The following is a 24,346-nucleotide window of genomic DNA, read 5'->3' as shown; positions in this document are numbered from 1 at the left end:
TGTGGGAGCGAGCCTGCTCGCGAAGGCGTCAGTTCACTCAGCAGTGCTGTTGACTGACACACCGCTTTCGCGAGCAAGCTCGCTCCCACAGGTTCTGTGTTTCTTCAGTGGCAGCGCTACAATCGGCTCCTTTTCCCCCGGAGCAGATCCCATGAGCGATTCCCACCGCCGCCCGGTGCCCCTGAACAAAGCCTACCGTTTGCTCAACCACGGACCGACCGTACTGGTCAGCGCCGCCCATGACGGCCAGCGCAACATCATGGCTGCCGCTTGGGCCATGCCGCTGGATTTCGAGCCACCGAAAGTCGCCGTCGTCCTCGATAAATCCACCTGGACCCGCCAGTTGCTCGAAGCGTCCGGCACCTTCGTGCTCAACGTCCCGTGCGTCAATCAGGCCGACATCGTGCAAACAGTCGGCAATACCTCGGGTCTGGACATCACCCAAACCCAAGGGCAAGACAAGTTCCAGGCGTACGGCTTGCAGACGTTTTCCGGCGAACAAGTCGAAGCGCCGCTGCTTGACGGCTGCGTCGCCTGGCTGGAATGCCGCTTGCTGCCTGAGCCGCGCAATCACGAGCAATACGACCTGTTCCTCGCCGAAGTCATCGCCGCCCATGCCGATGAACGTGTGTTCAGTGACGGGCGCTGGCATTTCGAAGGTCATGATGGTTTGCGCACCTTACACCACGTGGCGGGTGGGCATTTCCTGAAGATTGGTGATGCGGTGGATGGCAAGACGCTAGCGGTCTGAATGACGGCTGATGGCAAAACATTGCAGGATGTTGCAAGGTAGAGGGCATCGTCGAACCGATCAGGCGCTTGCCCATGGATCTTTCCCTTTCAAGTTATCTGGCGCCGCTGTTGTCGTTGGCCCTGTTGTGGACGGTGGCCGTGGTCACGCCCGGCCCGAATTTCTTCAACATCGCGCAACTGGCGGTCAGCCGTTCCCGCCGCCACGGTGTCGTCGCGGCACTCGGCGTGGCCAGCGGGACCGTGGTGTGGGGGCTGGCGGGTGGCCTGGGCATTCAGTCACTGTTCAGTGCCGCGCCGACGCTGTACCTGAGCTTCAAGATTGCCGGTGGCTGCTACCTGATCTACCTCGGGCTCAAGCAGTTCAAGCGCAAGGCGCCGATTGTCGCGGGCACGCTGGATGACTCGCAGCAAACGTTGCTCGGCGCTTACTGGCGGGGCTTTCTGGGCAACATGACCAATCCCAAATCGGCGTTATTCGTCGCCACCGTCTTCGCCACCGCCATGCCGGCTCACATCCCGCCACTGTTGCTGGCGCTGGCGGTGCTGACCATGGCGACGTTGTCGTTCAGTTGGTATTGCTGCGTGGCGCTGTTCTTCGCCAGTCGCCGGATCGCTGGTGTGTATGAGCGGTCAAGGCAATGGCTGGATCGGTTCGCGGGTGGCTGCTATCTGCTGTTCGGTGCGCATCTGCTGGCGAATCGCTGATCGTGAAAAAGGCTGCGTTTGCAGCCTTTTTCATGACCATCAGTCCTTCAGCGGAATGTACAACTCGACCACGCTGCGCGGGTCCATTGGACCGAAGAACCGCTCGCCGCAATACTCGAATTCAATCCCTTCGTCTGGCGCCATACCGGCGGCAGGCAGCCATTCACTGTAAGCGGCGCGAAAGGTTTCCGGCAGCGTTGTGACTGTTCCGTGGTGCTCCACGCGGGCATAACGCCGAGCCGGTATCTGCAATTCGACCATGCCGCAAATCAGCGGCGCATTGCGCCCCACAGGCAGGCCGGCGATGTAGCGCCATTGACCGTCTTCCAGCGGCTGGCACACGCCGAAAGTGCCGAGCGGTTCATGCAGACGGTCGATCTCTTCTTCCCGTGGTACAAACCGCTGCCACATGTCGGCGATGGTGCCTTCTTCATCTTGTTGCCAGGTCATGCCCATGATTCGCAGGGCGGGATAGTCGACACGTGCAGGCGTTTGCCTGGCCGGCAGCGGACGATCCGGTTGTGCAAGATAACGGTTCAATTGCCCTAAAACGTTTTCGCTGCGCTGGATATGGGCTTTCAATTGCTGCGCATGCTTTTCGAGGGTTTCACGCAGATTGACGACACTGTCCAGCCCGCCATTGGCGGACAAGACTTTGATCTCGTCGAGTCCCAAGCCCAACTGTTTGAGCCAGATGATTCGGCCAAGCGTGACGATTTGCTCCGGGCGATAGTAGCGATAACCGTTGTCTCGGCCGGTGGCTGCCGGGCTCAACAGGCCAATGCTGTCGTAATGACGCAATGCCTTGGTGGTGAGCCCGTGGCAGCGGGCCATTTGTCCGATGGTAAGCATGAACCTCTCCTGTGGGCTGCTTGGACTCAACGGTAAAGCTTGCCCCAAGGGCAAACTCAATCCCCTGATTGTTCCATCCGGAATTTGAATGCTTCGGTCGGGTTATAGCGCGGAAATTGCTTGGTTTCGTAGACTTCGATCAAGGTGATCATGGCCTCGAAGTAGTTACCTTCCGGGGAGTTACGTTCCGGTTCATTGTCGAAAAGCACAGAAACGTCTTGCAGCGCCGCACGGTAGTCTTCTTCGGTATGAATCGGAAGTATGTTCATGAGGTGCCCTAATTTCAGCGGGCGATGACTCCGGCTTGCGGTGCTCCCTCGCCCGATCTTTGGCTACAAGAAAAATCCGATGCCTTTGCGGGCATCGGATTTTTTATACGTCGAAGTAATTATGCAGTCGGCTGAACATTATCCAGCGCCTGATTCACCGCCAGCTCAGTCAGCATGACGATTTGCGCGATGCCCAGCGCGGTCTTGCGGTGCGCGGTATCCAGCACAGCGGCGAAATTGTTGAGCATCTCGGTGACCGAACCCAGGGACTCACTGGCATTGGCCAGCAGCGATTCGGTGTCGTAAACCGGGTTGGCGAGGTACATGGGTTCAGCTACGCGGGTGGACGCCATGATGTGAATGGTCGGTTTGAGGTAGTGGTCGAGGGCGCGGTCGGCCGCTTCGTTGAGTTTTTTGCTGTCGATGGTTGCGTACGGGGATGTTGGGTCGGTGTCTGTTTCGGGGGGATTGGGTGTTGGTTTTTTCATGGTGTTCTCCGATCAGGATTGGAGCTGGCCGATTCGGTTTCCGAACGAATAGGTGGCAGCTGTACGCAGGTTGGAAACCCGGGGAACGGAGAACCCGGTTGACCCGAAGGTCTCCCGCGCACAGCCGCCATAACGGAGTGCACACCATGAAGGTGCGCAAGGATACGTTATGAAAGGCGCTTGTGCGCTCGGTTCTACTCGGGGTTTCCAATCCCGGTCACTGAATTGGCAGCGACGAGTACAGGCTAGAGAGCTGACGTCCGACGGACAACCTGAAAACCTTGTGGGACGGTTCTCTGTTTGCCTCGCAGCTTTTAAACATCCCGATTTGAAATACGCGGTGTGCTAAGCAAAAGGCCTACCTCACGGTAAGCCTTTTCTCTTTGCGTCCTAGCCTCAATCCCCCAACGCTTCGCCTTCACGCCGTGGATCCGCGCCACCCTCCAACGACGCTTTCCCCTGCGCATCCTTGACCCGCACGATGGCCTGGGTGCCGCTGGTCATGTCGATTTCATTCACCGCATGCCCTTTGTCTTTCAGCGCCTGAATCAGCGCCGGGCTGAACTGGCCTTGTTCCAGTTCGGTCGGGCCGTTGCGGCTGCCGAAGTTGGGCAGGCTGATGGCGCTTTGCGGGTCGAGGTTCCAGTCAAGCAGGCCGACGGTGGTTTTCGCTACGTATTCGATGATTTGCGAACCACCGGGCGAGCCGACCGTGGCGACGAATTCGCCGCTGGCGCGATCGAAGATCAGCGTTGGCGCCATCGACGAGCGCGGGCGTTTGCCGGGTTCGACGCGGTTGGCGACTTTCTGGCCGTACTCTTCGGGGATGAACGAGAAGTCGGTCATCTGGTTGTTCAGCAAGAAACCTTGAACCATCAGGTGTGAACCGAATGCGGCTTCGATGGTGGTGGTCATCGACACCGCGCCGCCGAGGTCATCCACCGCGACCACTTGCGAGGTGGAGATGCGCAGCGGCGAACGGTCCGGTGCGTAGGCGACCTGCACACCCGGTGGCGTGCCCGGTTTAGCGCTGCCCATGCTGCGTTCGCCGATCAGGCTGGCGCGGCTGGTCAGATAACCCGGGTCGACCAGGCCTTTGACCGGCACTGGCACGAAGTCGGTGTCGGCGACGTATTGCGCGCGGTCGGCGTAGGCAAGACGCTCGGCCTCGGCGATCAAATGCACGGCCTGCGGATCCGGTTCAATGCCGGCCGGTTTATCGGTCTTCAGCGGTTTGAGCGGCGTCAGGGAAAGACGTGTATCGCGGGTTTCCAGCGCCTGCAACGTGCCGAGAATCTGCGCCACGGCGATGCCGCCCGACGATGGCGGCGGCATGCCGCAGACCTGCCAGCGTTTGTAATCGGTGCACAGCGGCGCACGTTCCTTGGCCTGATAGCGCTGCAGATCGTTCAGCGACAGGCTGCCGGGGTTGGCGTGGCCCTGCACCTTGGCGACGATTTCTTCAGCGATCGGGCCTTTGTACAGTGCGTCCGGGCCTTCGTTGGCGATGCGTTTGAGCACGGCGGCCAATGCCGGATTTTGCAGACGCGTGCCAACAGCTTTGACGCTGCCGTCGGCGTTGAGGAAGTACTTGGCCATGTCCGGCGACTGGCGGATCACCGGGTCTGCTTCCAGCAGCGAGTGCAAACGCGGGGAGATCGCAAAGCCTTGCTCGGCCAGTTTGATCGCCGGTTCAAACAGCTTGGCCCATGGCAGGCGACCGTGTTGTTTGTGTGCCATCTCCAGCGCGCGCAACACGCCCGGTGTGCCGACCGAACGACCGCCGATCTGCGCCTGCGGGAACGACATAGGCTGGCCATCGGCACGCAAGAACAGCTTCTCGGTGGCTCCGGCCGGTGCGGTTTCGCGGCCGTCATACGTGCGCACCTGTTTACCGTCCCACAACACGATCATCGCGCCTCCGCCGATCCCGGAAGACTGCGGCTCAACCAGAGTCAGCACCGCTTGCATCGCAATCGCTGCATCAATCGCCGAACCACCTTGACGCAGCATTTCGCGACCGGCCTCAGCAGCCAGAGGATTGGCAGCGGCGGCCATGTGTTGGTTGGCGTGACGGGTTTGCAGATCGGTGCGGAAACCGGACGCGGCTTCCGGTGCCAGCGGCAGGGTCGAAGAGGGCGGGGCGTTGCACGCGGTGAGGGTCAGGGCGCTGATGATCAGCGTCAGGGCAGGCAGGCGAAAGCGGCTCAAGGGCAAGGCTGAAAACACGCGGGCTCTCCGTCCGTGGGATAAAAGTCTCAGGGACTTTATCGACCGCTCGGTCGCGACGCAAACCGGTGGGCATTTTTGTCTTTCTTTTCGGGGCGGATGTTCGCTAGGGTCAACCGCAAACTCATCGAACTGAAATTCGCCCCTGTGGGAGCGAGCCTGCTCGCGAATGCGGCGTGTCAGGCAACCAAATGTTGGATGCACCACCGCCTTCGCGAGCAGGCTCGCTCCCACAATTACAAGATCAACAAGAGGCTGATATGCACAGCGAGTTCCCCACCAAATCCAGCTACCACGATCAACGCGAACAGTTCATCGCCGCCGCCAATGCCGCCGGTGCCGCGCTCACCTCCTACGCACATCCACGCTGCGGGCCATTCGGCGAACCGCTGAGCACCGACGTCGCCGTGCTCGGCGATCCGCTGGCCAAGCGCCGGCTGGTAGCGCTCAGCGGTACCCACGGAGTCGAGGGCTATTACGGCTCGGATTGCCAGATCGAATGGCTGAAAACCTTCGCACCCGGATCGCTGCCCAAGGATGTCGCAGTGGTGATGGTGCACCTGATCAACCCATGGGGTACGGCGTGGTTACGCCGGGTCAACGAAGACAACATCGACCTCAACCGCAATCACCTCGATTTCACAGGACCCTTACCGGATAACCGCGCGTACGCGGCACTGCATGAAATCTGCGCCTGCACCGATCTGCATGGCCCCGAGCGCCAACGCGCGGATGCCTTGCTCGATGCGCAGATCAACGAACACGGCTGGCCGGCAGTAATGTCGATTGTCGAGGGCGGTCAGCACAGTCATCCCGATGGACTGTTTTACGGTGGCCGCGCGCCGAGCTGGTCGAATCGCACCTTGCATCAAATCATCGACGCGCATCTGGCGGGAGCGGAAACCGTGATGTGCTTCGACCTGCACACCGGCGCCGGCGAGTACGGTCATCCGATGTTGCTGACCATCACCCAGGCGCCTTACCCGGCACTCGCGCAGGCCCAGGCAATTTATGGCTCATGGCTTTACACGCTGCACACCGGCGCCGACACCTTGAGCGAAACGAGTGTGGCGGCGACGGCTACGGGGTACACCTCGCAGGCGTTGCTCAATGCCTTGCCGGATGTTCAGTTGATGCCGTTCGTGATCGAATGCGGAACGTATCCGGGGCCGGCTGTGCATCGGCATTTACGTGATGACCATTGGCTGCATTTGCATGGTGATCCGCTGGATGCGACGGGGCGGGGGATCAAGTTGAATCTGCTGGAGCAGTTTTATCCGGCTGATCCGGACTGGCGGGCAATGGTCGGTTTGCGCACGCGGCAGATCTGGGTGAAAGGGTTGGCGGCGCTGACAGGCTGAAAACCAGATGAGGGGAGAAATCCCCCATCACGAAATCGCACTTTTCTCGAGGCATAAAAAAACGGCCTACCTTTTGGTAAGCCGTTTTTAGTACTTGGTGGCTACACAGGGACTTGAACCCCGGACCCCAGCATTATGAATGCTATGCTCTAACCAACTGAGCTATGTAGCCAAGTGGCGCGCATTATTCCCCTGAAATGGAAAAGCGTCAAGCGTAAATTTAAAAATTTTTTCTACGCTTTCAACCGTTTATCAAAATCACTGCCTCAGCAGCGGCGAAGGGCAGCGTTGGAACCAGCGGCTGGCCTGCTCATACGCGTGCGCCAATTGCAGGACAGCGAAGTCGGCCTGGTGCTTGCCGATGATTTGCAGCCCCATCGGTAAACCGTCCGAATTGAACCCCGCCTGAACATTGGCGACCGGGCAACCCGACAACGTGCCGGGGATGACCACCTCCATCCAGCGGTGATAGGTATCCATCGCCACGCCTTCGATAGACGTTGGCCACGGCTGGGTTTTATCGAAAGGGAACACTTGGGCGCTGGGCAGCAGCAGGTAATCGTACTTTTCGAACAGCCGAGAAATCGCCCGATACCAATCGCTGCGCACCACGGAGGCGGCGAACACTTCGCTGGCCGATAGCTTCAAACCGTTTTCCACTTCCCAGATCGCCTCCGGTTTCAGCAATGCGCGTTTCTGCGGATCGGCATACGTCGCGCCAAGCGACCCCGCGACCATCCAGTGCCGCAACGTCCGCCAACTGCTCCACAGCCGCTCAGGCGCGAAATCCGGCTGAACGGACTCAACGTGGCAGCCGAAGCTTTCAAAGTCGGCAAAGGTCTTCTCACACAGCGACAGAACGCCGTTCTCCATCGGCAGATAACCGTTGAAGTCGCCCAACCAACCCAACCGCGTGCCTTTGAAATCACGCTCCAGCGGCGCCGCAAACGCCTCACCGGATTCAGCGATGGACAGCGGCGCCCGAGCATCACCGCCAGCCTGCACCGACAACAGCAGCGCCGCATCTTTCACACTGCGCGCCATTGGCCCTTCGTAACCGAGCTGATCGAAAAACAGATCGGCACTGTCATCAAACGGCACACGACCCTGTGACGGACGAAAACCAAAGATGTTGTTGAACGCCGCCGGGTTGCGCAGCGAGCCCATCATGTCGCTGCCATCCGCCACCGGCACCAGATGCATCGCCAGCGCCGCCGCCGCACCGCCACTGCTGCCGCCTGCGGTTTTGCTCGGGTCATACGCGCAAGCGGTCGCACCAAACAACGGGTTATAACTCTGCGAACCGAGGCCGAATTCCGGGGTGTTGGTCTTGCCGATGATGATTGCGCCGGCTGCCTTGATCCGCTCGACCATGATGCCGTCGCGCTCAGGCACAAAGTCCTTGTACAGCGGCGACCCCAATGTGGTGCGGATGCCTTGGGTCAGTGATAGATCCTTGATCGCATGAGGCAAGCCATGCATCCAGCCACGGTACTCGCCGCGCGCCAGTTCGGCATCGCGCTCATTGGCCTGAGCCAGCAGATGTTCCGGCGATTGCAGGCTGATCAGCGCATTGACCAACGGATTGAAACGTTCGATATGGGCAAGATAAGTCTGCATCACTTCCCGGCAGGACACCTGGCGCAGGCGGATGCGGTCGGCGAGCGCGTGGGCCTGCAACAGGACCAGTTCGCTGATGTTATTAGAGTTCATTGCAAGCGGCCTTTGAGACGGCTGGAAAAGCGCCCCACCAGTGCGACGGGGCGGTAAAGATCAACGCATCAGGTTGGTCCAGAGACGGTCGGCGAGGCGGATCGCGCCTTCGCCGCAGGTCTTGCTGAACACCACGTTAGTGCCCTCGGGAATGTGCAATTCCGGCGCGTCCTTGAGCGCCGCGTCGAGGAACGGTTCGACGCCTTTGATCGGGCTCTGGTGCTTGAGGAAGTTCTGCGTCATCGCCGAGTTTTCCGGCTGGCTGAGGAAGGCGATGAACGCCTTGGCATTCGCCGGATTCTTGCTGCCGGTAGGGATGACCATATTGTCGACCCAGGCCAGCACGCCTTCTTTCGGGTAGAGGTATTTCAGCGTCGGTTTCATCTCGCGGGCACGCATCGACGAACCGCCCCAGAACATCGACATGTCGATTTCACCGGAGGCAAGGTTCTCGCGAATCGAGCCGGCCTTGGAGCTGTAGGTTTTCACGAACGGCTTCTGTGCCTTGAGCAAAGTCAGCACTTGCTGCATCTGTTTCGGGTCTTCGCTGCACAGCGGAATGTTCAGATAGAGGCTGGCCATGTCGACCATGTCGCTGACCGAGTCGAACATGTTGATGCGCCCCTGCAATTCGGCTGGCGGCTCATACAAAACCTTGTAACTGTCAGCCGGGCCTTTGTAGCGCGCGGAGTCCAACACGACGCTGGTGGTGCCCCAAATGAACGGCACCGAATACGCGCCCTCCGGGTCCCAACTCGGTTTTTTCAAGTTATCCACAACGCTGGCGTAGTAGGGTTCCTTGACCGGGTCGAAGCGTTCCAGCAGGTTTTCCTTGATCAGGATCGGCACGAACTGGTGCGACGGAATCGCCACGTCATAACCGGCGCCGCCCTGTTTCAGTTTCGCCAGCAGCGTCTCGTTGGAGTCATAGGAATCGACGGTGACCTCGATGCCGGTCTGCTTCTGGAACTTGGCGAGAATCTCCGGCGAAAAGTAGCCGCTCCAGCTCACTACGTTGAGTTTCTCGGCGGCCTGAACACTGCCCATCATCGCCAGCGGCACAGTCAGAAACAACGAAGTGCCAACGCTTTTTATCCACTTGCTCATGCTATTTCCCCACAGGTCGTAGAAGGTTCAGGCGTTCTTTTTGCCCAACAGGTAAGAGAGGCTGACGAACAGCACCGAGACGCCGAGGATCAGCGTCGACACGGCGTTGACGTCGGGTGTCACGCCCATCCGTAGCAGGCCGAAAATGAAGATCGGCAGGGTCGTCGTGCCGGCCTGCGAGACCATCATCGAGATCACGAAGTTATCCAGCGAGACGATGAAGGCCAGCATCAGCCCGGAGAAAATCCCCGGCATCAGCAGCGGCAAAGTGACTTTGCGAAAGGTGCGCCACGGGCCGGCGTAGAGGTCGGCGGAGGCTTGTTCCAGCGACAGGTCCATGTCGTTCAGTCGTGCCCGAATCGGCAGGTAGGCGAAGGGAATGCAGAACACCGTGTGCGCGATGATCAGGTTGCCGTAACCCAGCGACAGACCGATGGTCGAGAACAATGCGAGCGTCGCCACACCGACGACAATTTCCGGCAACACCAGTGGCAACATGATCGCGCCCATCGACAAGTGCAGGCCCTTGAACTTGGCGCCGCGCGAGGTGCCGAGGGCGGCGAGGGTGGCAATCACCGTGGCGATCATGCTTGCGCAGACGGCGATCAATAGGCTGTTGCCAGCGGCCTGGCGCAGGGCCTGATTGGCGAACGCGGCGCGATACCAATCGAGGCTGAATCCGGTCCACACCGTCGCCGATTGGTTGGCATTGAAGGAGAACACCACCAGCACCACGATCGGCGCATACAGGTACAGATAGAATAGAAAACTGAAGCCGCCGAAACCGGGGAAGTCCTGCACGCCCGGGCCTTTGCGTTTGAATAATGCAAGCATCACGCACCTCCTTTGGCGATGCGCTGGCGCTCGGCGCGCAGGGCATACACGGTCAGCACCAGCATCACGGCGGCCATCAGCACCAGCGACAACGCTGCACCAAACGGCCAGTTACGCGCATCGCTGAACTGCCGGAAGATCAGGTTGCCGAGCATCATTCGCGTGCCGCCACCGAGCAGTTCCGGGGCGATCATCGCGCCCAGGCACGGTACAAAAGTGAGGATCGCGCCGGCGAGAATTCCCGGTTTGGCGATGGGCAAAACCACTTTGCGCAAGGTGCGTATGCGTCCGGCGTAGAGATCCTGCGCGGCTTCGAGCAGGCGGATGTCCATCTTTTCCAGCGTCGCGTAGATCGGCAAAACCACGAATGGCGCATAGGTGTAAACCAGCCCCAGCAGCACCGCGCCGTCGGTGTAGAGCAACTGCAACGGTTCGTGGATAACGCCCATGCCCATCAGGCTGTTGTTGATCACCCCGGTGTTGCGCAGCAGCAGAATCCACGCGTAAGTGCGGATCAGCAGGTTGGCCCAGAACGGCACGGTGATCAGAAAGATCAGCAAGCCACGGCGATGCGCCGGTTGCATGGCCAGCCACACAGCCACCGGAAAACCGATCAACAACGTGATGATCGTGGTCAGCCCGGCAATGCCGATCGAGCGCAGGGCGATGATCAAATACGAGTCGGCAAACGCGAGGCTGTCGTCCAGTTGCCGCTCGAACAGCAGTGAGGTATAGGCGTCGCTGCTGAAGACTTTGTTGACCCCGCCGTAGGGGTTGGCCTCCATCAGCGAATAGCCGATGACGATCAGAATCGGCACCAGCAGAAACAGGCCGATGGCGATCAGCGCCGGGCTGACCCCGAGGAAACTCTGGAAAGCCTTGCGGCGTTCCAGCGTGTTGGCAATCGGTAAGGCGTGCATGGCAATTCCTCCGGCTCAGTCGTGCAGGACGCTGGCGCTTCCACGGTCGAACAACAGACCGGCCTGAGAGCCCACGGCAAAGCGCAGGCTCTGGTCGACGCAATTGGGCGTACGCACGGTGAGACGCGAACCGTCGCTGAGGCTGATCTGATATTGCAGATCGGTGCCGAGATAGATCTGCGCTTCGATCCGGCACGGCAGCGCGTTTTCGGTAGCCGCTGGTACCAGATGCAGACGCTCAGGTCGCACCGACAAGGTGACATTGGCGCCGACCTGCACATCGCTGCACGGTTGCGCCGGCAATGGATGACCCGCCGGGCCGGCGAACCACGCCTGACCGTCTTCCACACGGGTGACGGTGCCTTCGATGAAATTGGTTTCGCCAATGAAATCGGCGACGAAGCGATTGCGCGGACGTTCGTAGATGTCTTCCGGGCTTCCGACCTGCTGCACTTCGCCTTCGGAGAGCACGGCAATGCGGTCGGACATGGTCAGCGCTTCTTCCTGGTCGTGGGTGACGAAGATGAAGGTAATGCCGGTCTTGGCCTGGATGGTTTTCAACTCTTCGCGCATCGCCTGACGCAGCTTGAGGTCGAGTGCCGACAGTGGCTCATCGAGCAGCAGCACTTTCGGATGCGGTGCCAAAGCGCGGGCGAGGGCGACACGTTGCTGCTGACCGCCAGACAGTTGCGCCGGTTTGCGATTGGCGAAGCGCTCCATCTGCACCAGCGCCAACATCTCGCGCACGCGCTCGGCGATTTGCGCCTTGCTGAGGACTTTGCCCATTGGGTGCGATTCGAGGCCGAAGGCCAGATTCTCGGCGATGGTCATGTGCGGGAACAGCGCGTAATGCTGGAACACCGTGTTGACCGGACGCTGGAACGGCGGGCGATCAGCGATGTTTTCGCCGTAGAGCAGGATCTCGCCTTCGGTGGGAAATTCGAAACCGGCGATCATCCGCAGCAGCGTGGTCTTGCCGCAGCCGGAAGGGCCGAGAAGGGTGAAGAATTCGTTGTCGCGGATGTCCAGGTCGATGCTTTTCAGCGCCACCGGACCGGTCTGCGGATCACCGTAAACCTTGCGCACCGAGCGGATCGAGACCGCCAGCGTTTGCAGCGAATGCAGAGCATTCATGCGTTACCTCCGATTCCCCCATCGCCTGAGACTCGCTTTGCAAAGCGTTGCCGTCGGGCCATGGATATTATTTTTTTGGGCAGGATCGAGATTGCGTTCGGGTGTGAAACCAGCTGTTTTTTTGTTCTGCTGTGGCTCGATTATCAGCCAGGGGTTGCGCGGCGCGACACTTCAATTTAAACATGGCAGGTGTTAGTAAATTTAACAGCCGAAGGTGCCAGGAATCATGCCCGACCACCGTTTGCCGCCGCTCAACGCGGTGCGCGCCTTTGATGCCGCTGCCCGTTTGGGCAGCTATGTCGAAGCCTCGAAAGCCCTGCACGTGACCCAGCCTGCGATTGGCCGCCACGTGAAATTGCTCGAGGACTGGCTGGGCATTCAATTGTTCGAGCGCACCTCGCGCGGAGTCAACCTGACGCCAGCGGGGGAGAAGTACCATCGCAAGATCAGCGCCGCTTTGCAGTTGATCATCGAGGCGGGTAAGGAAGCTCGGCCGAAAGATACCGAGCGCTGGCTGCGGATCATGGTGGTGCCGGGTTTCGCCAAACGCTGGTTGATGCCTCGGATCGAAGCGCTGCGGCATCTGCGCCCGGGATTGAAACTGGCGATCGAGCCGAACTCCACTTTTACCGAAGTCGATGGCAAGAGCGCCGATCTGGGCATCGTCTACGGCCTCGACGGGCAATATGCCGACTCACGGGAAGCGCTGATTTGCCCACGAGTTTTTCCGATCTGCACGCCGGCGTATCTGGCCAGCATCGCACCGATCAACAGCCCGGCTGATCTGGTCAGAAACGATCTGATCCACGTCGATGACGGCGAATGGTGGAACCTCTGGTTCGCCGCCCATGACCTCGATATCCACCTCAATTCCGACATGCTCTACGTCAACAACGATCACGCGCTGTCGGTCGCCGAGAGCGGGCAGGGCATCGCGCTGGCCAACGAGGTACTGGTGCGCCATGAACTGGCCAGCGGCAAACTGGTGCGGGCGGTTGACGCTCAGGTGAAGCTTGAGAGCTATCGAGTGCTGACGCCGTCCGCCGAACTCTCGGCGGATGTGGCGTGGTTTATTCAATGGCTCAAGGCTGAACTGGAAACGGATTTCCCCGAGGCCGTGATCAACTGAGGCGGAAGCGTGCGGTGTTGTCACTCAGCGCTTTGCTACCCTGGCTCAGGGTGTCCGCCGCCAGATTCACCGCCCGTGCGCCTTCAAGCAAACGTACGGCCGCCTGATCAACCTGCTGAATATTGCCGCTGACTTCGTCGGCGGTACTCGCTTGCTCTTCAACCGCTGTGGCGATCTGCGCCAGGGTGTCGGTGACGCTTTGCACGGCGCTGGCGATTTCGCCCAGGCGTTCACCGAGACCAGTCACCGACTCGGCATCGGTTTGCGCCTGGCCGCACGCCGCTTCCATCAAACTCACGGCTTCGTTGACCGTCGCGCGCAAGCTGTCGACCGTACCGGCGATCTGCGCGGTGGACGACTGTGTACGTTGTGAAAGGCTGCGCACTTCATCGGCGACCACGGCGAAACCGCGTCCCTGTTCACCCGCGCGAGCAGCCTCGATGGCTGCGTTGAGCGCCAGCAGATTGGTTTGTTCGGCGACGCCGCGAATGGTGTCGACGACCAATTGAATCTGCTGACCTTGTTCACTGACCCGACCCAACGCCGCAGCCGTTTCATTCAAACGCTGATTGAGCTGCTGAATACTCGCCGTGGTGCGCTGGCTGTCGCGGCTGCTGTCGGCGGCAATGCGCCGGGTGTGCTGGGCGCTGCCGGAAGCCTGTTCGCAGCTCTGCGCCACGCCTTGCGACGTCGCGGCCAGTTGCGTGGCAGCTGCGGCGATCTGGCTGATCTGCAACTGCTGCGCCTCGACTTCACTGAGGGCGCCGCTGGAATGCTCGTTGAGACTGCGCACCGCGTTGCTCAGTTGCGAAGTCTCGTGATCGACGCCAAGCATGCTGCTGCGCAACTGCACCACGGCAACGTTGAGTGCAGTGCTGATCGCGGCCAGCTCATCGCGGCCCACCACCGGCACTTGCAAGCTCAGGTTGCCATCGCGCAGGGCTTCGGCGAGCAGGGTGATGCCGCTGGCGCTGCGGCGGATCGAGGCTTGCAGGCAGACAAACAGGTACAACGCCGCGAGCAGCAGGCAGCCGAAGATCGCCGCGACGATGATGAACTGGCGGATCGCTGAGCTGTGGTAAGCGTCAAGTCGCTGATCCAGTGACACCAGCGATTGCTGGCGCAGTGCGGCTAGGTCGGTCAGCAGCGCATCGAGGCTGCGTTCGAACTCTTCGGGTTTGAGATTGATAGAGCCGCCGAACACGCCGTCGTCCAACACCTTCAGACCGCTGTCGAGGTTTTTGAGGCTGTCGTGGTATTGGCTGGCCCAGCTCTGCTGATCTTTCGGCAGGCGTGCTTCGAGCAGCGTGGCGGTTTTGACCAGTTGCTCGCGGGCATCGCCGATACGGCTGCGCAAGTCGCGCAACTGCAAACGGCTTTGCAGGGTGAATTGGCCGGAAACCACGGAGGCCTGGCCGACCGCAGCGAGGCGTCCAACGCGTTCGATCAGGTCCGGGGCGTGTTGCGTGGAGATCTGCGTGAGCAGATAAGTTTCCAGCCACGGTGCGAGCGTCAGGCGATTGTCCATGACGATCTGCTCGCGCAACGCTTGCAGGGCGCTGAGGGCGCTGGTGAAACGGTCGTAGCCGTCCGGCCACCAACCGACACCGCTGAGGCTTTTCGAGTCCAGGCCGTTGAGCGCGGTTTGCAGCGCTTGATAGCGGGTGAGTGTTTCCCCCTCGGCGCCTTCATTTTTCAGCGCAGCGCCTAAATCGGTGGTGGCTTGCAGAACCGCCGGTTGCACCGCGTCGAATGCGCCCATGGCGGCGAGGGTGGCCGGCGTCGGTTGGCGATTGGTTTCCGTGGCGCGCCAGCGCGCGGCGCGGTCACGTTGGGCGGCGAGCAGGTTGTCCAGCGCATCCAGCGCGAGCAACTGACGCACGCCGGCACGTTCGCCGGAAATCAGATTGAGTTTGTCGCGATAGTCCTGGCCGATCATCAACAGGCTGCCGGCCAACGGCAGAATGAACAGCAGAAACAACAACTGGAATTTACCTGCGAAGCCAAACCGCCCCAGCAATTTGATCCCCGGTGAAAGGAAAGCCTGCATGCCCCATGACTCCTCTGGACACCACGCACCAATGGCGTGCATCGCGGTCGTGCGACGTTGATGTTGTGCCCTGCTAAAAGGCCTCGAAAGTTCACTCTCGCCCGCTCTGTAGGCCGGCTCTGTAGCGAAACTTCCCATTGTCGGTCGCCTTTGTAAGGCGCCCGCGTTCAAGGGATGAAACAAGGCAAGATTCAGACCATGGCGTTGCGCTATCACTTTGCAGTCGACGACCAGTCAGTTAGTTAGCTGGCTAAGGGGATGGCGCTGGCGCACCGAAAAATGGCACATTGACGCACCTGCCTGCGTGCACCCATCTGCTGTCCGGAAACTTTCATGGCTATCAGCAACGTTCAGACCGCCGCTGCCTCGGCGCCCGCTGCTCCGCAAAGCAGCCCATTGGTGATGCGTATCATCGGCGCGGTGGCGCTGGCGCATTTGATCAACGACCTGATCCAGTCGGTGCTGCCGTCGATCTACCCGATGCTCAAGGCCAATTACGGCCTGACCTTTACTCAGGTCGGCCTGATTACTCTGACCTTTCAGCTGACCGCATCTTTGTTGCAGCCGTGGGTCGGTTATCACACCGATCGGCATCCGAAACCCTGGCTGTTGCCGGCGGGCTCGATTTGCACGTTGATTGGCATCGTGATGATGTCGATGGTCGGCAGTTTCCCGTTAATTCTGCTGGCGGCGGCGCTCATCGGTATCGGTTCCTCGACGTTCCACCCCGAAGCCTCGCGGATCGCACGACTCGCCTCGGGCGGACGCTTTGGTCTGGCGCAATCGACCTTCCAGGTCGGCGGTAACGCCGGTTCCGCGTTCGGTCCGTTGCTGGCGGCGGCGATCATCATTCCGTTCGGTCAGGCCAACGTGGCGTGGTTCGGCCTGTTCGCGGTGTTTGCGTTATTCGTGCTGTACCGCATCAGTCGCTGGTACGCTCATCACTTGAACCTGTTCAAGCTCAAGGCCGGTCAGGCAGCGACTCACGGGCTGTCGAAGGGCAGGGTGACCAGTGCGTTGGTGGTGCTGGGGTTGTTGGTGTTCTCCAAGTATTTCTACATGGCCAGCCTGACCAGCTATTTCACCTTTTACCTGATCGAGAAGTTCGACCTGTCGGTGGCCAGTTCGCAGTTGCACCTGTTCCTGTTCCTCGGTGCGGTGGCGGCGGGCACGTTCTTTGGCGGGCCGATCGGCGACAAGATCGGGCGTAAGGCGGTGATCTGGTTCTCGATCCTCGGCGTGGCACCGTTCACGCTGCTCATGCCTCACGTTGATCTGTTCTGGACCAGCGTCCTCAGCGTGGTGATCGGCTTCATTCTGGCTTCAGCGTTCTCGGCGATTGTGGTGTACGCGCAGGAACTAGTGCCGGGCAATGTCGGGATGATTGCCGGGGTGTTCTTCGGTTTGATGTTTGGTTTTGGCGGGATTGGCGCGGCGCTGCTGGGGCACCTGGCGGATATTCACGGGATTGAGTACGTGTATTTCCTCTGTTCGTTCTTGCCGTTGTTTGGCGTGTTGGCAATCTTCTTGCCGCGTACCAAAAAGGCCTGACGCCACACCATTCCCAACTGTGGGAGCGAGCTTGCTCGCGAAGAGGGCGTGTCAGGCGACGAATGTTTACCTGACACACCGCTTTCGCGAGCAAGCTCGCTCCCACAGGGGAAATGTGCTGGGCCATAAATCGCAGGCACAAAAAAGCCGCGTATCAAACGCGGCTTTTTCTTGGGCGTAACGCTTACACGTTGAAGCGGAAGTGCATCACGTCGCCGTCTTTGACGATGTAATCCTTGCCTTCCAGACGCCATTTACCGGCCTCTTTGGTACCGGCTTCGCCCTTGTACTGGATGAAGTCGTTGTAGGCGATCACTTCGGCGCGGATGAAGCCCTTCTCGAAGTCGGTGTGGATCACGCCAGCAGCTTGAGGTGCGGTGGCACCGACTTTGACGGTCCAGGCGCGGACTTCTTCGACACCGGCGGTGAAGTAGGTCTGCAGGTGCAGCATTTCGTAACCGGCGCGGATCACGCGGTTCAGGCCAGGCTCTTCCAGGCCCAGGGCCTCGAGGAACATGTCCTTCTCTTCGCCGTCATCCAGTTCGGCGATTTCCGCTTCGATCTTGTTGCAGACCGGAACGACCATGGCGCCTTCTTCTTCGGCAATGGCACGAACCACGTCCAGGTGCGGGTTGTTCTCGAAACCGTCTTCAGCGACGTTGGCAATGTACATGACCGGTTTGGTGGTCAGCAGGTGGAAACCCTTGATCACTGCCTTTTCGTCAGCGCTCATGTTCTTCATCAGGCTGCGTGCCGGCTTGGCTTCGGTGAAGTGCGCGATCAGTTGCTCCAGCAGAGCCTTCTGAACCACGGCGTCCTTGTCACCGCCCTTGGCGTTACGCGCGACTTTTTGCAGTTGCTTCTCGCAGCTGTCGAGGTCGGCGAAGATCAGTTCCAGGTCGATGATTTCGATGTCGCGCTTCGGGTCGACGCTGTTGGACACGTGGATCACGTTTTCGTCTTCGAAGCAGCGCACGACGTGAGCGATTGCGTCGGTTTCACGGATGTTGGCCAGGAACTTGTTGCCCAGGCCTTCACCTTTCGAGGCGCCGGCAACCAGGCCTGCGATGTCGACGAATTCCATGGTGGTCGGCAGGATGCGCTTCGGATTGACGATGGCCGCCAGTGCTTCCAGGCGCGGATCCGGCATCGGCACGATGCCGCTGTTCGGCTCGATGGTGCAGAAGGGGAAGTTCTCGGCCGCGATACCGGATTTGGTCAGGGCGTTGAACAGGGTGGACTTGCCGACGTTAGGCAGGCCGACGATGCCGCAATTGAATCCCATGGTGTTTCCCCTCGGAGTAGAGTCAGGCCTTCTGGCTGTGCAGGTTTTTCATCGCGCGGTTCCATTCACCGGCGAGGATATCCGGCAGCACGCCGAGGGCAAAGTCGATGCTGGCATCGAGTTTTTCCTGTTCGGCGCGTGGCGCACGACCCAGGACGAAATTTGAAACCATACTGGCGACGCCCGGGTGGCCAATGCCAAGCCGCAGGCGGTAGAACGTATTCTGATTGCCCAGTTGCGCAATGATGTCGCGCAACCCGTTGTGACCGCCATGGCCGCCGCCCTGCTTGAGCTTGGCAACGCCCGGAGGCAAGTCGAGTTCGTCATGCGCCACCAGAATTTCTTCAGGCTTGATGCGGAAGAAACCGGCGAGTGCCGCCACGGCCTGGCCGCTGCGGTTCATGTAGGTGGTGGGAATCAGCAGACGAACATCCTGACCCTGATGCGAATAGCGCCCGGTCAGGCCGAAATATTTGCGATCGGCCACAAGATTCACATTCTGTGCGTGGGCGATGCGCTCAACAAAAAGGGCCCCTGCGTTATGCCGGGTCTGGTCGTATTCGGCGCCTGGATTTCCCAGGCCAACGATCAGTTTGATGGCAGTCACGATAGGGGCCCTTCCTTTGAGTGGTGAGTAACATCGCCGTGATCAGGCAAAGCGGCGAAAGTGGACGAAAAATGCTCATTTACCATGGATGTAAACTCCGCGTTCTCGCCCGCTTTCTCGCTACGTTCCAGTCCGCGATGTTACTTGCTCACTCAGGCTAAACAGAGTGAATTACTCTGCTGCGCCTTCTTCGGTAGCTTCTGGAGCAACGCGTGGAGCGTGTACGTTTGCAACAGCTTTGTCGTCACCGTGAGCCAGTGCAACGAACTCAACGCCTTTAGGGGCTTTGATGTCGGACAGGTGGACGATTGCGCCGATTTCCAGAGCCGACAGGTCGACTTCGATGAACTCAGGCAGATCTTTCGGCAGGCAAGTTACTTCGATTTCGTTCAGGACGTGCGAGATCTCGCCGCCTTTCTTGATCGGAGCTTCTTCACCAACAAAGTGCACAGGCACGATAGCGGTCAGTTTCTGACCGGCTACGACGCGTACGAAGTCAGCGTGCAGAACGTGACCCTTGGATGGGTGACGTTGCAGAGCTTTGATGATGACGTTCTGCTTTTTGCCGCCAACGTTCAGTTCGATAACGTGGCTGTAGGCAGCTTCGTTTTCGAGCAGTTTGGCAACTTCTTTGGCCAGCATGCTGATGGATTCAGGGGCTTTTTCGCCACCGTAAACAACAGCTGGAACCAGAGCGGCGAGACGACGCAGGCGGCGGCTCGCACCTTTCCCCAGGTCGGAACGCACTTCAGCATTCAGAGTAAAATCGTTCATTTTGTATCTCCAAAATAGCCATGACCGAGTGGCGTTTGCGACCAGCGCCGAACACGGTATGGGCAAAAAAGCCCCGCCCCGGCAGGAATGCCGGGGCGGGGCGCTTTTCGTCAACGAGACATTTCGAGAAGGGCAGGGCCCTTAACGGAACATCGCGCTGATCGATTCTTCATTGCTGATGCGGCGAACCGCTTCGGCAACAACCGGTGCGATATCCAGTTGACGGATACGTGCACAGGCTTGTGCTGCAGCGGACAGCGGGATGGTGTTAGTCACCACCAGCTCGTCCAGCACGGAATTTTCGATATTCTCGATGGCCCGACCCGACAGCACAGGGTGTGTGCAGTAGGCAAAGACCTTGGCTGCGCCATGCTCTTTCAGGGCCTTGGCCGCGTGGCACAGAGTGCCGGCGGTATCGACCATGTCATCGACCAGAATGCAGGTACGCCCTTCGACATCACCGATGATATGCATCACTTCAGAGTGATTGGCTTTCTCACGGCGTTTGTCGATGATCCCGAGATCCACGCCCAGGGATTTGGCAACGGCACGTGCACGCACGACGCCACCAATGTCCGGGGATACGATCATCAGGTTTTCGAAGCGCTGATCTTCAATGTCATCCACCAGAACCGGGGAGCCGTAGATGTTATCTACCGGAATATCGAAGAAACCCTGAATCTGGTCAGCATGCAGATCAACCGTGAGAACACGGTCAATGCCGACTACGGTAAGCATGTCAGCAACGACTTTCGCGCTGATAGCCACACGTGCGGAACGCGGACGGCGATCCTGACGGGCATAACCAAAATAAGGAATAACAGCAGTGATACGAGTAGCCGAGGAGCGGCGGAAGGCATCAGCCATCACTACCAGTTCCATCAGGTTGTCGTTGGTCGGGGCGCAAGTCGGCTGAATAATGAAAACGTCTTTACCGCGAACGTTTTCATTGATCTCGGCAGTAATTTCGCCGTCGGAGAACTTACCGACAGAGATGTCACCGAGAGGGATATGCAGCTGACGTACAACACGCCGAGCCAGATCGGGGTTAGCATTCCCCGTAAAGACCATCATCTTGGACACGCGCAGTACCTAGAGGCTGAGGGTAACCTGGATGAGTATAGAAAATGGCAGGGGCGGCTGGATTCGAACCAACGCATGGCAGGATCAAAACCTGCTGCCTTACCGCTTGGCGACGCCCCTGTATCTGTTGCATCAAGTGCCGTGCACTTGGTTCCTTTAGAGCAGACTTTGCAGCTTGCGGTGCAACATCGAAACGTTGCTGCCTTTGGCTACAAACCCTGTAAGGGTCTCTGTCAGAAGGGCCGAGACTTTATCAGCTTCAGCTTTGCTTGGGAAGCCCCCAAACACACAACTTCCAGTTCCGGTGAGCTTTGCTTCGGTAAATTTACCTAACAAATCCAATGCGTTACGTACTTCTGGATAACGCCTTGCAACCACCGGCAAGCAGTCATTTCGACTGTTTCCCTCGGGAACGGGGCGCACTTTAATGGGCGGCGTGTTACGTGTCAACAAAGGATCGGAAAAAATTTCTGCCGTACTTACAGAGACTTGCGGCACGAGCACCAGATACCACGGTTCTTCGGGATCCACGGGGGTGAGTTTCTCGCCCACGCCCTCGGCAAACGCCGCATGGCCACGGACGAAAACCGGTACGTCGGCCCCCAGCGAAAGGCCCAGTGCGGCCAGGTGATCTTCATCCCAACCCAACTGCCACAAATGATTCAGGCCGAGCAAAGTCGTCGCCGCATTCGAACTGCCGCCACCAATCCCGCCGCCCATGGGCAGGACTTTATCAATCCAGATATCGATACCGAGCGAGCAACCTGACTGTTGCTGGAGCATTTTTGCTGCACGCACGATCAGGTTGCTGTCATGCGGCACGCCGGCGAACTCGGTGTGCAACTGAATCACGCCGTCATCGCGCACGGCAAAAGTGATTTCATCGCCGTAATCGACAAACTGAAACAGCGTCTGCAATTCGTGATAACCGTCTTCACGGCGACCGAGAATGTGCAGCATCAGGTTGAGTTTGGCCGGCGACGGCAGGGTCAGGCGTGCTGCGGTCATGGGTTACTGCCCCAACTTGCGCGGTTGCCAGGTCTTGATCACCAGCGTCACGTCGAGGTCAGTGCCGTGCAGTTTGATGCGCTCGGGCAACCAGTAACCGTTTTGTTCGGTGTAGGCGGTGTATTCGACTTTCCAGCCATCCTGTTCCAGGTTGGCCAGACGGCTGTTGGCGTCCAGATTCAGGCGACTTTTGCTGTCCGGAGCCGGCAGGCCACGCACCCACCAGGCCAGATTCGACACCGGCAGTTTCCAGCCAAGCTGTTCTTCGAGCAAGGCTTCCGGGGACTGCGATTCGTAGCGCCCCTGATTGGCGACTTCCAGCGACACTTTGCCCGGACGCCCGGTCAGGCGTGCGGCGCCACGACCCAGTGGGCCGGACAAACGAATGTCGTAGTAATCCTGACGTTGCAGCCAGAACAGCGTGCCGCTACCGGAATCTTTCGGTGCGCGGATGCCAATCTTGCCGTCGATCTGCCAGCCATCAAGGCCGGTCAGCTGTTGTTTGTTAGCGGCCCATTGAGCCGGACTGCCGTGGCCCTCGACCGATTCGCGGGTACCAAAACCCGAGCAGCCGGCGAGCAGGGCGATGAAGCTGAAAACAATAACGTGGCGCAAAAACATGGGTTAAAGAGTCTCGGATCCGGTCAGGCGCTTGATGGTGCTGCGCAGAATGGTGCTGTCGGGCTGATCCTTGAGGAATTTGCCCCAGATTTGTTTGGCTTCACGCTGGTTGCCCTTGGTCCACAAGACTTCACCGAGGTGCGCAGCGACTTCGTGATCAGGGAAGCGCTCCAGCGCCTGACGCAGATATTTCTCGGCGTCATCCAGATTGCCCATGCGGTAATTCACCCAGCCGAGGCTGTCGAGTACGGCTGGGTCTTCCGGATTGATCTGGTGCGCCTGTTCGATCAGCGCTTTCGCTTCAGCGTAGCGAGTGGTGCGGTCGGACAAGGTGTAGCCGAGCGCGTTAAGTGCCATGGCGTTGTCCGGATCGCGCTTGATGATCAGGCGCAGGTCTTTTTCCATTTGCGCCAGGTCATTGCGTTTTTCCGCGAGCATCGCCCGGGTGTAGAGCAGATTCAGGTCGTCCGGGTATTGCTGCAAGGCGTGTTGCAAGACTTTCCAGGCCTTGTCGTCCTGTTTGTTGGCCGACAGGGTTTCCGATTCGATCAGATAGAGCTGAATCGCGTAATCCGGTTGCTCGTCGCGCTGGGCGGCGAGTTTGCTCTGCGCTTCAGCGGTCTTGCCGTTGTTCATCAGAATATCGGCCTGACGCAATTGCGCCGGCAGATAATCATTGCCCGGGCCAACCTGGGCGTATTCGATAAGGGCGCCTTGCGGGTCGTTGCGCTCTTCAGCGATGCGACCGAGGTTCAGGTGCGCCGAATCGACGTGACTTTCGCGGGCGATCAAATCTTCCAGATAACCCTTGGCCTCGTCCCAGGCCTTGGCTTCCAGGCAGACCAGAGCCAGCGAGTAACGCAGTTCGTCGTCTTCCGGGTATTGCTGAACCAGACTGGAAAACTCGGCCTTGGCGTCGTCCATGCGGTCTTGCTCAACCAGCATGCGCGCGTAAGTCAGGCGCAGGCGCTTGTCGTCCGGGTACTTCTTGATGCTTTTTTGCAGCAGGGGCAGCGCTTCGTCGCCACGGTTCAGCAATTGCAGCAGGCGCGCGCGCAGCAGAATCGGGGCGATCTCGCCTTCTTCCGGCGGGTGGTCTTCGAGCAATGCCAGAGCTGCTTTGTTGTCACCGTCCTGTTGCAGGAGCAGGGCCTTGCCGAAAATCAGCTGGCTGTTGTTCGGATGGCGCTGCAACAAACGGTCGAAACTTTTCATCAGGCCGTTACGGGTTTCCTGATCGGTATCGGCGGCCGACAGCGCGAGGAAGTCGAAATGGGTATCGCCCTTGCCCTGCAGGACTTTCTCCATATAGACCATCGAGTCGTCATAACGCCCGGCGCGCGCCAGTTGCACGGCGGCGGCGCGTTGCGCTTCGAGGTCGTCCGGGGCGTTTTTCGCCCAGATCAGCGCGGTATCGAGGGCCGGTTGATCAGCGCCCAGATATTCGGCGATACGGAACGCACGCTCGGAGACGCCCGGATCCTGGGTGTTGATGGCCTGGGTCACGTAGTTATCCAGGGCAATGTCGAAACGATTGCGCTGGCCGGCGAGTTCGGCGCTCAACAGGCTGAAAACGGTTTCCTCGCTGAACGAGCTGTAAACCTTGGGCTTTTCAGGCGCAGGCGTGGTGTCTTCGACCGACGGCGTACCGTCCGGCGAAACGGGCGCCAAGGCCTGGCAGCCGCTGAGGAAGACAAAAGCGAGGAGCAACGCGGAAGATCTATTCATATAGGAAGAGGACGACTAACCTGCGGTCGGATCATCATGACACAAGCCTTCGGCCAAACATAACCGAGACTCAATTGTGCCCATTATAGGGGCTGACGATTGGGACAATAGTCAGCGGTAGTTGTTCTGAATCTTTCGAAGTAGG

21 protein-coding genes, 2 tRNA genes and 1 pseudogene are annotated in these 24,346 nt (G+C 59.4%); 5 read left to right on the top strand and 19 right to left on the bottom strand.

From position 1 onward, the window contains the following. Positions 1-151 precede the first annotated feature (151 nt). A complete protein-coding gene (locus tag BMY54_RS27890) occupies positions 152-751 on the top strand; it encodes a flavin reductase family protein (protein ID WP_093441504.1) in 600 nt (199 codons plus the stop codon). A gap of 74 nt (positions 752-825) precedes the next feature. Then, complete coding sequence (locus tag BMY54_RS27885) at positions 826-1,458, top strand: LysE family translocator (protein ID WP_093441500.1); 633 nt, start codon at positions 826-828, stop codon at positions 1,456-1,458. A 39-nt stretch (positions 1,459-1,497) separates the two neighbouring features. Here BMY54_RS27885 and BMY54_RS27880 read toward each other — a convergent pair whose 3' ends face one another. The 4 genes and pseudogenes from BMY54_RS27880 to ggt form a co-directional block, all read right to left on the bottom strand. Beyond that, positions 1,498-2,310 (bottom strand): MerR family transcriptional regulator, encoded by an 813-nt coding sequence (locus BMY54_RS27880; RefSeq protein ID WP_093441495.1) that lies wholly within the window; start codon positions 2,308-2,310, stop codon positions 1,498-1,500. 62 nt (positions 2,311-2,372) lie between these two features. Beyond that, positions 2,373-2,579, bottom strand: a pseudogene (locus BMY54_RS27875) (type II toxin-antitoxin system HigA family antitoxin); the annotation flags it as partial. Between the two features lie 119 nt (positions 2,580-2,698). After that, positions 2,699-3,067 (bottom strand): DUF6124 family protein, encoded by a 369-nt coding sequence (locus BMY54_RS27870; RefSeq protein WP_093441490.1) that lies wholly within the window; start codon positions 3,065-3,067, stop codon positions 2,699-2,701. 396 nt (positions 3,068-3,463) lie between these two features. Beyond that, positions 3,464-5,296: a gamma-glutamyltransferase gene (gene ggt / locus BMY54_RS27865; protein ID WP_093441485.1), complete on the bottom strand. Its 1,833-nt coding sequence runs from the start codon at positions 5,294-5,296 to the stop codon at positions 3,464-3,466. A 260-nt stretch (positions 5,297-5,556) separates the two neighbouring features. Between ggt and BMY54_RS27860 the strand changes: the two genes are divergently transcribed. Continuing rightward, complete coding sequence (locus BMY54_RS27860) at positions 5,557-6,657, top strand: DUF2817 domain-containing protein (RefSeq protein ID WP_093441481.1); 1,101 nt, start codon at positions 5,557-5,559, stop codon at positions 6,655-6,657. 95 nt (positions 6,658-6,752) lie between these two features. Here the strand turns inward: BMY54_RS27860 and BMY54_RS27855 are convergent. The 6 genes from BMY54_RS27855 to BMY54_RS27830 all read right to left on the bottom strand — a co-directional run bounded on the left by BMY54_RS27855 (position 6,753) and on the right by BMY54_RS27830 (position 12,365). After that, positions 6,753-6,829: transfer RNA gene (locus tag BMY54_RS27855), tRNA-Met, on the bottom strand. Between the two features lie 86 nt (positions 6,830-6,915). Next, entirely contained in the window at positions 6,916-8,370 is a 1,455-nt protein-coding gene (locus BMY54_RS27850) for an amidase (RefSeq protein WP_093441477.1), read from the bottom strand. 60 nt (positions 8,371-8,430) lie between these two features. Then, positions 8,431-9,477 carry an ABC transporter substrate-binding protein gene (locus BMY54_RS27845; RefSeq protein ID WP_093441473.1) on the bottom strand — a complete coding sequence of 349 codons (1,047 nt, stop codon included), beginning with the start codon at positions 9,475-9,477 and terminating at the stop codon, positions 8,431-8,433. Positions 9,478-9,504: 27 nt separating this feature from the next. Further along, positions 9,505-10,311 (bottom strand): ABC transporter permease, encoded by an 807-nt coding sequence (locus BMY54_RS27840; protein ID WP_093441465.1) that lies wholly within the window; start codon positions 10,309-10,311, stop codon positions 9,505-9,507. Next, the gene (locus tag BMY54_RS27835) at positions 10,311-11,231 is read right to left on the bottom strand and encodes an ABC transporter permease (protein WP_064120432.1); all 921 of its coding nucleotides are present in this window, start codon (positions 11,229-11,231) and stop codon (positions 10,311-10,313) included. The genes BMY54_RS27840 and BMY54_RS27835 overlap by 1 nt, the downstream gene beginning before the upstream one ends. A gap of 15 nt (positions 11,232-11,246) precedes the next feature. Then, positions 11,247-12,365 carry an ABC transporter ATP-binding protein gene (locus tag BMY54_RS27830; RefSeq protein ID WP_093441461.1) on the bottom strand — a complete coding sequence of 373 codons (1,119 nt, stop codon included), beginning with the start codon at positions 12,363-12,365 and terminating at the stop codon, positions 11,247-11,249. 226 nt (positions 12,366-12,591) lie between these two features. Here BMY54_RS27830 and BMY54_RS27825 point away from each other — a divergent pair, with 226 nt between their 5' ends. Beyond that, positions 12,592-13,494, top strand: a complete 903-nt coding sequence (locus BMY54_RS27825; RefSeq protein WP_093441458.1) for a LysR substrate-binding domain-containing protein — start codon at positions 12,592-12,594, stop codon at positions 13,492-13,494. On the opposite strand, the gene BMY54_RS27820 is transcribed toward BMY54_RS27825, so the two are convergent. Beyond that, positions 13,487-15,544 carry a methyl-accepting chemotaxis protein gene (locus BMY54_RS27820; protein WP_093441452.1) on the bottom strand — a complete coding sequence of 686 codons (2,058 nt, stop codon included), beginning with the start codon at positions 15,542-15,544 and terminating at the stop codon, positions 13,487-13,489. The genes BMY54_RS27825 and BMY54_RS27820 overlap by 8 nt on opposite strands. A 333-nt stretch (positions 15,545-15,877) precedes the next feature. Here BMY54_RS27820 and BMY54_RS27815 point away from each other — a divergent pair, with 333 nt between their 5' ends. Beyond that, positions 15,878-17,095 carry an MFS transporter gene (locus BMY54_RS27815; RefSeq protein ID WP_093441447.1) on the top strand — a complete coding sequence of 406 codons (1,218 nt, stop codon included), beginning with the start codon at positions 15,878-15,880 and terminating at the stop codon, positions 17,093-17,095. 184 nt (positions 17,096-17,279) lie between these two features. Here BMY54_RS27815 and ychF read toward each other — a convergent pair whose 3' ends face one another. The 8 genes from ychF to BMY54_RS27775 form a co-directional block, all read right to left on the bottom strand. Beyond that, positions 17,280-18,380, bottom strand: a complete 1,101-nt coding sequence (ychF, locus tag BMY54_RS27810) for a redox-regulated ATPase YchF (RefSeq protein WP_007912904.1) — start codon at positions 18,378-18,380, stop codon at positions 17,280-17,282. Between the two features lie 22 nt (positions 18,381-18,402). Further along, positions 18,403-18,987 carry an aminoacyl-tRNA hydrolase gene (gene pth, locus BMY54_RS27805; protein ID WP_008079560.1) on the bottom strand — a complete coding sequence of 195 codons (585 nt, stop codon included), beginning with the start codon at positions 18,985-18,987 and terminating at the stop codon, positions 18,403-18,405. A gap of 171 nt (positions 18,988-19,158) precedes the next feature. Next, the gene (locus tag BMY54_RS27800; protein ID WP_093441442.1) at positions 19,159-19,761 is read right to left on the bottom strand and encodes a 50S ribosomal protein L25/general stress protein Ctc; all 603 of its coding nucleotides are present in this window, start codon (positions 19,759-19,761) and stop codon (positions 19,159-19,161) included. Between the two features lie 141 nt (positions 19,762-19,902). Further along, positions 19,903-20,844, bottom strand: coding sequence for a ribose-phosphate pyrophosphokinase (locus tag BMY54_RS27795; RefSeq protein WP_003171603.1), 942 nt, complete (start codon positions 20,842-20,844; stop codon positions 19,903-19,905). A gap of 45 nt (positions 20,845-20,889) precedes the next feature. Continuing rightward, a tRNA-Gln gene (locus BMY54_RS27790) sits at positions 20,890-20,964 on the bottom strand. A 36-nt stretch (positions 20,965-21,000) separates the two neighbouring features. Then, the gene (gene ispE, locus BMY54_RS27785) at positions 21,001-21,852 is read right to left on the bottom strand and encodes a 4-(cytidine 5'-diphospho)-2-C-methyl-D-erythritol kinase (RefSeq protein WP_093441437.1); all 852 of its coding nucleotides are present in this window, start codon (positions 21,850-21,852) and stop codon (positions 21,001-21,003) included. 3 nt (positions 21,853-21,855) lie between these two features. After that, positions 21,856-22,473, bottom strand: a complete 618-nt coding sequence (lolB, locus tag BMY54_RS27780) for a lipoprotein insertase outer membrane protein LolB (RefSeq protein ID WP_038360912.1) — start codon at positions 22,471-22,473, stop codon at positions 21,856-21,858. A 3-nt stretch (positions 22,474-22,476) separates the two neighbouring features. After that, complete coding sequence (locus BMY54_RS27775) at positions 22,477-24,201, bottom strand: tetratricopeptide repeat protein (protein WP_093441433.1); 1,725 nt, start codon at positions 24,199-24,201, stop codon at positions 22,477-22,479. Between the last annotated feature and the right edge of the window lie 145 nt (positions 24,202-24,346).

The organism is Pseudomonas sp. ok266 (assembly GCF_900110195.1).
Lineage (GTDB): Bacteria > Pseudomonadota > Gammaproteobacteria > Pseudomonadales > Pseudomonadaceae > Aquipseudomonas > Aquipseudomonas neuropathica.
Note: the sequence above shows the minus strand (reverse complement) of the source record. Positions and strands in the feature narration are given on the sequence as shown.